The sequence below is a fragment of the Thioalkalivibrio sp. ALE30 genome (assembly GCF_000377465.1).
GTDB lineage: Bacteria > Pseudomonadota > Gammaproteobacteria > Ectothiorhodospirales > Ectothiorhodospiraceae > Thioalkalivibrio.
Map to the genome: position 1 here is coordinate 165022 of NZ_KB898173.1, position 11693 is coordinate 176714.

The 11693-nt window shown below is 67.2% G+C and carries 11 protein-coding genes; all 11 read right to left on the minus strand.

What is annotated here, in order from left to right; translation table 11 throughout:
• Window positions 1-82: 82 nt before the first annotated feature.
• Window positions 83-889, minus strand: a complete 807-nt coding sequence (locus tag D107_RS0109925; protein ID WP_018867521.1) for a tetratricopeptide repeat protein — start codon at window positions 887-889, stop codon at window positions 83-85.
• Window positions 890-1058: 169 nt separating this feature from the next.
• Window positions 1059-1538: a ribosomal protein S18-alanine N-acetyltransferase gene (gene rimI, locus D107_RS0109930; protein WP_018878531.1), complete on the minus strand. Its 480-nt coding sequence runs from the start codon at window positions 1536-1538 to the stop codon at window positions 1059-1061.
• A 108-nt stretch (window positions 1539-1646) separates the two neighbouring features.
• Window positions 1647-2378 (minus strand): uracil-DNA glycosylase family protein, encoded by a 732-nt coding sequence (locus D107_RS0109935; protein WP_018867523.1) that lies wholly within the window; start codon window positions 2376-2378, stop codon window positions 1647-1649.
• 4 nt (window positions 2379-2382) lie between these two features.
• Window positions 2383-3207: a CDP-diacylglycerol--serine O-phosphatidyltransferase gene (gene pssA, locus D107_RS0109940; RefSeq protein ID WP_018867524.1), complete on the minus strand. Its 825-nt coding sequence runs from the start codon at window positions 3205-3207 to the stop codon at window positions 2383-2385.
• Window positions 3204-3878, minus strand: coding sequence for a phosphatidylserine decarboxylase (locus D107_RS0109945; RefSeq protein ID WP_018867525.1), 675 nt, complete (start codon window positions 3876-3878; stop codon window positions 3204-3206). The genes pssA and D107_RS0109945 overlap by 4 nt, the downstream gene beginning before the upstream one ends.
• Before the next feature lie 61 nt (window positions 3879-3939).
• Complete coding sequence (gene ilvC, locus D107_RS0109950; RefSeq protein ID WP_018862774.1) at window positions 3940-4956, minus strand: ketol-acid reductoisomerase; 1017 nt, start codon at window positions 4954-4956, stop codon at window positions 3940-3942.
• Between the two features lie 66 nt (window positions 4957-5022).
• Window positions 5023-5517, minus strand: coding sequence for an acetolactate synthase small subunit (gene ilvN, locus D107_RS0109955; protein WP_018867526.1), 495 nt, complete (start codon window positions 5515-5517; stop codon window positions 5023-5025).
• Between the two features lie 22 nt (window positions 5518-5539).
• Window positions 5540-7258, minus strand: coding sequence for a biosynthetic-type acetolactate synthase large subunit (gene ilvB, locus D107_RS0109960; protein ID WP_018867527.1), 1719 nt, complete (start codon window positions 7256-7258; stop codon window positions 5540-5542).
• Window positions 7259-7547: 289 nt separating this feature from the next.
• On the minus strand, window positions 7548-9131 hold the full coding sequence (locus D107_RS0109965; protein WP_018877046.1) for a DNA mismatch repair protein MutS: 1584 nt from the start codon (window positions 9129-9131) through the stop codon (window positions 7548-7550).
• 148 nt (window positions 9132-9279) lie between these two features.
• Window positions 9280-10446: an aldo/keto reductase gene (locus tag D107_RS0109970; RefSeq protein WP_018878534.1), complete on the minus strand. Its 1167-nt coding sequence runs from the start codon at window positions 10444-10446 to the stop codon at window positions 9280-9282.
• 228 nt (window positions 10447-10674) lie between these two features.
• Complete coding sequence (locus D107_RS0109975) at window positions 10675-11571, minus strand: hypothetical protein (RefSeq protein ID WP_018878535.1); 897 nt, start codon at window positions 11569-11571, stop codon at window positions 10675-10677.
• Window positions 11572-11693: the final 122 nt, after the last annotated feature.

Consider the following 11693-nt stretch of genomic DNA (forward strand, 5'->3'; position numbering starts at 1 on the left):
CCGGTTCAGCCGGATGCCCCCGAAACGCAAACGGCCCCGGAAGCCGGGGCCGTTGTGCAACCCCACACTGGCCGCTGCGGGCTCAGCGTGCGGCGGCCGCCTGGATCGCCGCGTTCTGCTCCTCCAGACGCCCGCGCGCGGTCACCAGGTCGCGGTTGTTCATGCGGGCCTCGAGCGTAGCAATGCGCTCTTCGTCCTGGGCCAGGCTGTACCAGACATGCGCCTGCACCAGGTCACGCTCGACCCCGCGGCCGTTCTGGTGCAGCCGGCCCAGCCCGATCTGGGCATGCCGGTAGCCCTGTTCCGCCGCGGCGGTGTACCAGCGGGCGGCGGCGGCCGCATCGCGCGTGGTGCCCTGGCCGTTCTCGTGCAGCAACCCGACGTAGTACTGGGCGGCGGGCAGCCCCTGATCCGCGGCCCGGGTCAGCCATTCGAGACCGGCGGCCGGGTCCTGTTCGCCATTGGCCAGGTGGCTCCCTAGCCAGTACTGGGCATCGGCATGTCCCAGTTCGGCGGCGCGGGTGTAGTGCTCGCGGCTGCGCTCGGGGTCCGCCGGGGCGCCCTTGCCGGCCGCCAGGAGATAGCCCAGGTAGTAGTGGGCCCCGGCGTGGTCGGCATCCGCTGCGCGGGCGAACCAGCGCACGGCCTGGTCGTGGTCCACTGGCGTACCCCGCCCGGAGTAGTTGGCCATACCCACGTCGAACATCGCCGCGGTATTGCCCTTCTGCGCGTTGCTTTCGCGGATCTCGTACCAGACCTCCAGCAGTTCCTGCTGGCGCTCGGCCTCGTCATAACCAAAGGACTGCTGGGCCTGAACGGCCCCGGCGGACAGCGCCAGTGGCAGGGCCAGAGGGAGCGAAACGAACAGTGCGCGCAGGGATCGGGACATGGGTTACCTCATCCGGTGTCGGGGCGAATACCGGTTTTGATCATAGTCCGGGGGGCGGGCCGTCACAACGCGGGGGTGGCAGGACGAGAACCGATGACGGCAAAACGGGCGCACATCACGCAAAGGTCACCCGGGACTGTGACCGGTTTCACGCCGCCAGCGGAACCCGTCAGGCCCCGGCCGGGGCGTTGCAGCGACGTGTCAGAACCCAGGCATCCTCGCGGCCGCTGGGTAGCGGGTAGTAGCGCGGGCGGGTGCCGACATGCTCGAAGCCCTCGGAACGGTAGAGCTGGACCGCGGCCACGTTCGACGGACGGACCTCCAGAAAGAGCGCCTCGGCCTCCTGCTCACAGGCATAGTCGAACAAGCGCCGCACCATGAACCGGCCCAGCCCGTTGCCCTGCCAGCGCGGGTCCACCGTCAGGTTCAGCAGGTGGGCCTCGCCCGCGGCCACGCTCAGCACGGTGTGGCCCACCTGGCGGCCATCCACCTCGAGCACCCAGCAGTCATAGCCCACACGGATGCAGTCCTCGAAGATGCGGGCGGTCCACGGGTAGTCATAGGCCTCGCGTTCCACGCGCATCACCCCCTCCACATCCGCCGTCTGCATACGGCGCAACTCGGGCTGGACGCGGGGTTCAGCACTCATGTCGCAGCTTCCTCCTGAACGGGGTGAACGAAGGGGATACGGGGCGCTTCCGGGAATTCCGAGCCCGGGAATGCTGCCCGGGTTCCCATCTCCACAACGGGAATCGGGTTACTCCAGGAAGGCCCGGGCGCGCTGCAGGTCCTGCCAGGCCTTGCCCTTGTCTCCCGGCTTTCGCAGCAGGTAGGCCGGGTGATAGGTCACCACCAGCGGCACGCCCTGATAGCGGTGCTGCGCCCCGCGCAGGCGTCCCAGGGGCTCCTCCGATGCCAGCAGGCTCTGGGCCGCGATCCGTCCCAGGGCGACAATGACCTGGGGCTGGATCAGGGCGATCTGGCGATCGAGGTAGGCGCGGCAGGCCGCCGATTCCTCCGGTTTCGGGTCGCGGTTTCCGGGGGGCCGGCACTTCAGCACGTTGGCAATGAAGACATCGTGGCCCCGCTCCAGCCCCAGCGCCCGCAGCATGTTGTCCAGCAGCTGTCCGGCACGGCCGACGAAGGGTTCCCCCCGCCGGTCCTCCTCCGCGCCGGGGGCCTCGCCAATGAACAGCCAGCGGGCGCGCGGATCGCCCACCCCGAACACGGTCTGCGTACGTTCGCGCGCCAGCTCGGCACAGGCCTGGCAGTCACGCACGCGTGTCTGGAGGGCCTCCCAGTCCAGGGTCGCGACGGCGGCGTCCTGCCCCCCGCCACCCGCATCCGCCGCCCCGGACGGCACCTCGGCGGCCGGGGCCAGCGGTTCGCCCGGCGGCGCTTCGATCGCCGGGGCGGCCGCGACCCGCGACCGCCACACCGGGATACCCATATCCGCGAGGATGCGGCGCTGGCGCACCGACAGCGACACGCGACTACTCCCCCGAGGGCGCCCGGCGACGATGCCGGCGCCAGCGCTCCAGGGTCAGCAGCGGACCGGACAGGGCGTAGATCACGAAGCCCGCGAGGAGGACCTTGGGCGGATCCAGGGCCAGCAGCATCAGCGCGACCACCACGCCGACGATCGCCAGGAAGGGCACCCGGTGCTTGAAGTCCATGTCCTTGAAGCTGAAGTAGGTCAGGTTACTGACCATTGCCGCCCCGGACAGCACGGTAACCACCAGGATGCCGACCACGTACGGATCGGCCAGCTCGGCGGGGATGCCCCAGTCCTCCAGCACCCAGACCATGCCGACCAGGATCGCGGCACTGGCGGGGCTTGGCAGGCCCTGGAAGAAGCGCTTGTCGCTGACCGCGAGGCGACTGTTGAAGCGCGCCAGACGCAGCGCGGCGGCGGTGGTAAAGAAGAACGCCGCCACCCAGCCGAAGTTGCCCAGGTCATGCAGTTGCCACAGGTAGACGATCAGCGCCGGCGCAACGCCGAACGAGACCAGATCCGACAGCGAATCGTACTGCGCGCCGAACTCGCTCTGGGTGTCGGTCATGCGCGCGACGCGGCCGTCCAGGGTGTCCAGCACCATGGCCACGAAGACCGCGATGGCGGCGGTGATGTATTCGCCGTTGATCGCCGAGACGATGGCGAAGAAGCCGGAGAAGAGCACCCCCGTGGTGAACAGGTTGGGCAGCAGGAACACGCCGCGCCGGCGCCGACGATGCGGGGGCTGGTCGTCGGCGATGGTGTCCTCGCCCTCGATGTAGTCGGGTTCCGCGCGGCGGTCGCCTTCGTCGCCTGTACTCATTGCAGCATCTCCACGGCCCCCTCGGCGTCCCCGGTGGATTCGGACTCCGGCAGTCCGCCCAGCAGGGCGGAACCGGCCAGCACCCGCTGCCCCGGCTCGACCATCACCTGCGACCCGGCCGGCAGCCACACCTCGAAGGTACCACCAAAGCCGGCGAACCCCATGCGCTTGCCGCGCCCCAGACGATTCCCCGGGACGTTGTTCTGCATGCGGATCATCCGCGGCCAGTGATCGACACTGAGGGCCAGGGTCAGCCGCGTGCCCTCGTCGGTCTCCAGCGCGTAGGCCAGGCGGCCCTCCAGTTGCGCATCCGGGGCTTCATCGGTTTCCTTGCCCGGCCAGACCCGTTCGCGGATCTCGGCCTCCTGCGGGGCGTGCACGTTGTACTCGCCCAGCCGCCGCTGGCGCAGGCGGATGCAGACCGCCGGCTTCTTCGTGAACGGGTCGCGGGCCTCGGCGACCGATTCGATGGTGCCATCAGCCGGGGCGATCACGCCCAGGGCCGGCGCCGGGGCCTTGCGCCGCAGGTCACGGAACACCGCCATCAGGAACACGGTGAGGATCACCATGAACAGGCCCAGCTCCGCCTCCCCGACCAGCAACGTGATGACCGCCATCCACGCGGCGATGATCACGAACAGGCGGCCTTCAGGGGCTAGCGGAAACAGCATCGGGCGCTCGGCAGGAATGAAGGACCACGGCGGGCCGGAACGCCCGCCGCGGGGAGCCGCATCAGTTGCGGGACTTGTCGACCAGCTGGTTGGCCTTGATCCACGGCATCATCGCACGCAGGCGTTCGCCCACCTGCTCGATCTCGTGGGCGGCGTTCAGGCGACGGTTGGCGGTCATCGACGGGTAGTTCATCGCGCCTTCCAGGATGAACTGCTTGGCATACTCGCCGTTCTGGATGTTCTTCAGCGCCTCGCGCATGGCCCAGCGCGACTCCTCGTTGATCACCTGCGGGCCGGTCACGTACTCGCCGTACTCGGCATTGTTGGAGATCGAGTAGTTCATGTTGGCGATGCCGCCCTCGTACATCAGGTCGACGATCAGCTTCAGCTCGTGCAGGCACTCGAAGTAGGCCATCTCCGGGGCGTAACCCGCCTCGGTCAGGGTCTCGAAGCCGGCCTTGACCAGCTCCACCGCACCGCCGCACAGCACGGCCTGTTCGCCGAACAGGTCGGTCTCGGTCTCGTCCTTGAAGGTGGTCTCGATGATGCCGGTGCGACCGCCGCCGATCGCGGAGGCATAGGACATCGCGATGTCACGGGCCTTGCCGGAGGCGTCCTGCTGGATGGCGATCAGGTCGGGGATACCGCCGCCACGCACGAACTCGGAGCGCACGGTGTGGCCCGGGGCCTTGGGCGCGATCATGATCACGTCCAGGTCCTTGCGCGGCTCGATCTGGTTGTAGTGGATCGCGAAGCCGTGGGCGAAGGCCAGGGTCGCGCCCTGCTTCAGGTTCGGTTCCAGCACGTCGCGGTACAGCGCGGCCTGGTACTCGTCCGGGGCCAGCACCATGATCAGGTCGGCGCCGGCGGTCGCGGCGTCGACGTCGGCGACCTTCAGGCCGGCCTCTTCGGCCTTGGCGCGGGAACCGGAGCCCTCGCGCAGGCCCACGGTCACGTCCACGCCGGAGTCCTTCAGGTTGTTCGCATGGGCGTGGCCCTGCGAACCGTAGCCGATGATGGCCACCTTCATGCCCTGGATGATGGAGAGATCGGCGTCTTTGTCGTAGTAGAGATTCATCACAATTTCCTTGATATCGGGCAAACAAACGGGTCCGGCACCGCAGGCAGCGCCGGACCCGGGGATTCAGATCTGCAGGCTGACGTCGCCGCGTGCGATGCCCATGACGCCGGAACGCACGACCTCCAGCACCGGGAACGGCTGGAGCGCCTCGAGGAAAGCATCCAGCTTGGAGCCCTCGCCGGTGATCTCGACGACATAGGTGTCGTGGGTCACGTCGATGATGCGGCCGCGGAAGATATCCGCCAGGCGCTTCGCCTCCTCGCGGTCGGCGGCCTCCGGCACGCGGACCTTGACCAGCGCCATCTCGCGCTCGATGTGCGGGTAGGCGGTCATGTCCAGCAGTTTGATCACGTCGATCAGCTTGTTCAGCTGCTTGGTGATCTGCTCGACGATCTCGTCGGAACCACTGGTGACGATGGTCATGCGCGACAGCGACGGGTCGTCGGTCGGCGCGACGGTCAGCGACTCGATGTTGTAGCCACGCGCGGAGAACAGCCCGGCCACCCGCGAGAGGGCACCGGCTTCGTTTTCCAGCAGGACACTGATGATATGACGCATACGGCTCTTCCCTGTACCCGGCTCAGACCAGGATCATCTCGTTCTGGCCGGCACCGGCCGGGATCATTGGATACACGTTCTCGGACTGGTCGGTGATGAAGTCCAGGAACACCAGGCGCTCCTTCTGCGCCAGGGCCTCCTTGATCGCACCCTCGACGTCCCCGGGCTGGGTGACCTGGATGCCAACATGGCCATAGGCCTCGGCCAGCTTCACGAAGTCCGGCAGGGCATCCATGTAGGACATCGCGTAGCGGCCCTGGTAGAAGAACTCCTGCCACTGCCGGACCATGCCCAGGTAGCGGTTGTTCAGGTTCAGGATCTTCAGCGGCAGCTGGTACTGGAAGCAGGTGGACAGCTCCTGGATGCACATCTGGATGCTGGCCTCGCCGGTGATGCAGCCCACCGTCGCGTTCGGGTGCGCGAACTGCACGCCCATCGCGAACGGCAGGCCCACGCCCATCGTGCCCAGACCGCCGGAGTTGATCCAGCGGTTCGGCTTGTCGAAGCGGTAGAACTGCGCGGCCCACATCTGGTGCTGGCCGACATCCGAGGTCACGAAGGCCTCGCCCTGGGTGAGCTCCCAGAACTTCTGCACCACGTACTGCGGCTTGATCAGCTCGGAATTCTGGTCGTACTTCAGGCAGTCCTGCGCCTGCCATTCCTCGATCTGCTTCCACCAGGTGGCCAGAGCCTCGGCATCCGGCTTGCCGCCGTTCTCGTCCAGGCCCTTGATCAGCTCGCGCAGCACCGGCTCCACCTCGCCCACGATCGGCACGTCCACCTTCACGTTCTTGGAGATGGAGGACGGGTCGACATCGACGTGCACGATCTTCGCATGCGGGCAGAACTTCTCGATGTTGCCGGTCACGCGATCGTCGAAGCGCGCGCCGATCGCGATCAGCACGTCCGCGTGATGCATGGCCATGTTGGCCTCGTAGGTCCCGTGCATGCCGAGCATGCCGAGGTACTGCTTGTCCGACGCCGGGTAGCCGCCCAGCCCCATCAGGGTGTTGGTGATCGGATAGCCCAGCTTTCGGGTGAACTCCGTCAGCGCCTCGGAACCCTTGCCCAGGATCACGCCACCGCCGGTGTAGATCATCGGCTGTTTCGCCGACAGGATCAGCTCCACCGCCTTGCGGATCTGCCCGGTGTGCCCCTTCGAGACCGGGTTGTAGGAGCGCATGTGGATGCTCTCCGGGTACTCGAACTCGCAGCTGTCGGCGGTCACGTCCTTCGGGATGTCCACCACCACCGGGCCGGGGCGACCGGTGGTCGCCACGTAAAAGGCCTTCTTGATGGTGGTGGCCAGGTCCTTCACGTCCTTGACCAGGAAGTTGTGCTTCACGCAGGGACGCGTGATCCCCACGGTGTCGACCTCCTGAAAGGCATCATTGCCGATCAGGCTGGTCGGCACCTGGCCGGTGAACACCACCAGCGGCACGGAATCCATGTAGGCATCGGCGATCCCAGTGATCGCGTTGGTCGCGCCGGGGCCGGAGGTGACCAGCGCCACGCCGGGCTTGTCGGAGGACTTGGCATAGCCCTCGGCCGCATGTACCGCGCCCTGCTCGTGGCGCACCAGTACGTGGGAGACCTTGTCCTGCCGGTACAGCGCATCGTAGATGTGCAGTACCGCGCCACCGGGATAGCCGAATACGACCTCGACGCCCTCGGCCTGCAGGCTGCGGCAGAAGATTTCGGCGCCGGTGATGGCGGTGGAGGAACTTGCGGTCTCGGACATGATGGTCGACTTCCTTACCGGGGGCTTGTGCACGATCGTCGAGCGATCATGCACCACAAATCAAAATAGCCCACCATCCTAATATGAAATCGCCCCCATTTCACGCCATGACGCGCGGAATCGGTGCAATTCATGCAGCGCCGAGGAGCCTGCCGCAACCCGCGTTGGGGTTGTGCCCAGAGATGGCCACGGCCCCGGCGGGGCCTCGCCATGACCGGCACGAAAAATAATCGTCATCGCGAGGCGCGCAGCGCCGCGGCGATCTCCAGGGAGCACCCCGGATCAAGGCTCAGCTGTGCTCGGCCCCAGCCTGCGCGGTGGGCAGCTCGGCGAAGTGCTCGCGGGCGCGGGCCACCAGCTGCGGCGGCAGGCCGTTCTTCTCCGCGATGGTCAGACCGAAGGAGACGCCGGGCTCGCCAATCAGCAACCGGTAGGTGGGCGACAGGGTCTCCGCGTCGAACTGCATCGAGGCGTTGACGATGCCCGCATGCTGTGCGGCGTAGTCCTTCAGCGGCGCCAGGTGGGTGTTCACGATCCCGCGCGTGCCCCGCGCGCGCAGTTCGTCCAGCATCGCCATCGCCAGGGCCGCGCCCTCGTCCGGGTCGGTGCCCGTGCCCAGCTCGTCCAGCAGGATCAGGCTCTCGGGGCCGGCGTTTTCGAGGATGCGTTTCAGGACCTCCACATGCCCGGCGAAGGTCGACAGGTGGTGGAACAGGCTCTGGTTGTCACCAACATCCACCATCACCTGATCGAAACGCCCGATGCGGCAGTCCTGTTCGGCCGGGATATGCAGCCCGCACCACGCCATGGTGACCAGCAGGCCCAAGGTCTTCAGCGCGACCGTCTTGCCACCGGTGTTCGGCCCGGTGATCAGCAACAGCGGCTGCTCGCCATCCAGCCGGATCGACAGCGGCACCGGCTGCGGGCCGTTGCCCTCGGCAAACTGCAACAGCAGCAGCGGATGGTAGGCCTCGACCAGCTCCACGCCCGCCTCGGCCTCCAGCCGCGGGGCGTGGGCATTCATCTGGGCCGAGAGCTGCGCCGCGGCCGAGGCGAGATCGATCCAGGTCAGCGCGGTCAGCATCAGCTCCAGCGGCTCGCCGTACTGGCGCACCACATCGGTCAGCTCGCGTAGCAGGCGCTGCTGCTCGGTGTTGATCTGACCGTTGACCGTATCCAGCTGGTTGTTCAGCGGCACCGCCTCGATCGGCTCCACGATCTGGTCGCGCCCGCCCATGGCCGTGCCTCGGCGCACGCCCTTTACCGCGCTGGCGGCATCCCCGCGCAGCACCATCACGGCGCGCTCCTGGTGCCACTGAACCTTCAGCGCGTCCTCGCCCTTCTGCGCGACATCGGAGGCTGCCAGACGCTTCTTTACCACCGCCTCGACCTCGCCGCGCAGGCGGTTGCGCTCGCCAAAGGCCTCGACCAGTGATGCACTGGCGTCCTCGCGCAGCGAACCCCCAGGATTCAGGCACGCGGACAGACGCTCTTCCAGTGCCTCGGGCGGATACAGTTTGTTCAGGTCGGCCGGGTAGATCTCCGGCGTATCGGCGAGCTGGTCCGCCAGCTCGCGGGCATGACGCATGATGGTCTGCAGGTTGTGCAGCGCCTGCACCGGGAGGGCCGCGCCGGGATTGGCCGCCTGGCGTAGCGCCGCGCGCACGTCGGGAAGCTGGCCCAGCCGCGGCAGGGTGCCGGCGTCCAGGCGCTGGCGCGCGACGGTTACCGCCTTTTGCAGGGCCCGGGCGGCATCCAGGTTCGGCGCCGGCTCCAGGCCGCGCGCGGCATCGGCACCGTAGGGGGTGGCAGTCAGGCGCTCCAGCAGGCGCTGGATCGCGGGAAATTCGAGGGCCTTCAGATCAACCTGCATGGCATACCCTTGTGCGTGAATTCTCTATCGCAGCCAAGGTCCGGGACCCTGTGGGAGCGTGCTTGCACGCGAAGCCCCTGCCAAAGCCGGATGCAGGCAGGGCTTCGCCGGCAAGCCGGCTCCCACCAGGGAAAGACCCGGCTCCGGCTTACTCCTCGGCCTTCTTGAACATGCCAAGGTAGGCCTTCTTGTCCATCATCGGCTCGCGCATCACCGCCAGCATGTCGTCCAGGTGCGCCGGCGTACTCATGCCGACCAGCGAGGTGCCCAGCCCCGGCGTGGAACGGTTGAACTGCATCGCGCGCTGGGCCGGATTAGGCAGGCTGGCCAGCTGCTGCTCGACCACCTCCACCGACTGCTGCGCCAGATGGCCCTTGAGCATGGAGTGCGAGGCAATCATGTACACCTCGAGCTGGTGGGCGGCCTGCAGCGGGCTCGCCACGTTGCCCTGCCCGGTGGCGGTGTTGAAGCGGGTGAACCCCTCCAGCATCACCTGGTTGAAGGGGAGCATCGCGATCTTGAAGTGATGCCGGGCATGGTCGTCGCCGGTGACGGTCTGCGCGGCGCGCTCGGCCAGCCCCTGCATCGAGGTCAGCGACTGGAACACCGCGGCATCGGTCTCCTCGCGGAAGCCCTCGAAGGTGGAGATGCCGTAGGCGCGGATCTTCTTCTCGCGCGCGGCCCGCTCCAGCACCTCGAACACCGGCTCCAGCTTGCGGTTGGTCGCTTCCTTGCCGATCTCGTGGATGTGCACCTCGGGCTGGTCGATGATGAAGGCATCCAGCGTCTCCACCCCCATCAGCGAGCGCGACAGCTCCATCTGGTAGTGGATGTATTCCGGCGTCAGCAGGTGCGCGCCCTTGGCCAGGTCGTCCTTCGTCCCCATGCCCTGGGACTCGATCTCGCGCTGGAACCAGGCCTCCATGTCCTCCGGCGGCCCGCCGCGCAGCGTCAGGAAGCCGCCCTTGGAGATCAGGAACATCGCCTCGCGCGGGACCCCGGCCTCCAGCGCGGTGCGCACACCCGCCCCGACGGCCGCCAGCGAACGCCCGTACCGGTAGTGCGCGCCAGTATCCACCACGTTGACGCCCTCGGTCAGCCCGCGCGCGACGATCGCGGAGATCTGCGCGTCCACCTCGGCGGTGGCCGCGCCGCCGAAGGTGCCGATTCCGAGGCTCGACAGGCGCATCTTCGCGCGCGAGAACTCGCTGTAATGCCCCTCGGCGGCCTTGCCCTCGGACACGAACTGCTCCGCGTAGCGGCGCGTTGCCTTGGCGTTGGCGTATCCGGGTATCAGTTTCTGCTCGGACTCCATGCGTTTCCTCGCTCGGTCGCAGCCATCCCTCATCCGGCCAGCGGGGGCTGGCCGACCCGGGCCGAACGGGGTCCGGGCGCGGGAGGAATCCTACGTCAGCGGCCAGGATTTGCGAAAACCCGCAACGCGAGCGGGCCACTACTGCGCCGTTTCACCCCAAATGCACTGCGCCCCGGCATATGCCGGGGCGCAGGGTCAAGCGCGGAAAGGCCGAGAGGGGCCGGGCGCCTAGTGGGCTGCTGGACCCGCGCGACCGCGCCGGCGCACGGCTACCACCAGCAGGGCCAGGCCAAGCCCCAGCAGCAGGAACGAACCGGGCAGCGACACCGGCGTACCGTTGGTGAACCGGCCACTGAGGTAGAGCTCCTCGAAACCATTGTTCAGGTCATTCATGAAGAAATCGATCCCGAACAGATAGCCGGCCCCGGCAAACAGACTGAGGTCCATGGTCGGCGCGAACACGATGTAGTCCAGTCGGCCGCTCCCGACATTAGCATTGGCCTCGTACACGGTGCCGGATTCGCCGATCACCTCCACGTTACCGGGCGAGAGCGCCGGGTTGCCGTTGCCATCGTCGAAGATCCAGCGGGCCACGCGTTCCCCGGTCTCGGGGTCGTAGATGAAGACCTCGGCCTGCACCCACAGATCGGGGGAGCCCCCAGTCTGGTTGTGGTCGAAAATGAAGGTGGGAATCGTCGCGCCCGGATTGATGGCGTCGAGGTAGGCCAGCAGATTATCCACCAGGACCGGGCCATTGGCCTGCGTGCCCATGCCCCAGGTGCCGTCAAACTCCGAGGTATTGCCGCTGGGGAAAGGCATGGGGCTCTCGAAACTGTAGCTACCCCCCGGCCCGATGTTCTGATTGTCCTGGCCACTGGATCCCGTGCCCACGATCAGGTCCAGCGATCCCGTGCCCTGACCGGTGTACTGGTTCTGAGTGAGGAAGCCCCACTGGTACAGCAGGGAACCGGAATAGGAATAAAAGTCGTTGTACTGCAGCGCGACCGGGATCCCGTCGTAGGTTTCATCGATACCCGGAAGCTCGATGATGGCGGCATTCGCCACCGATCCCGCGAGCATCACGCCCGCCAGCACTGCAACCTGATTCGCCCACCACTTGCGCATCGCACCCACCTCCAGCTCCCGGCCCCGCGGCCTTCGAGGGCGCCCATCGCCCCTTGCTGGAATACAAAGCAAACGCCGGACCAAATCCGTAAGCGCCTAGTTTGTTTATGCGTTTTCGTGAA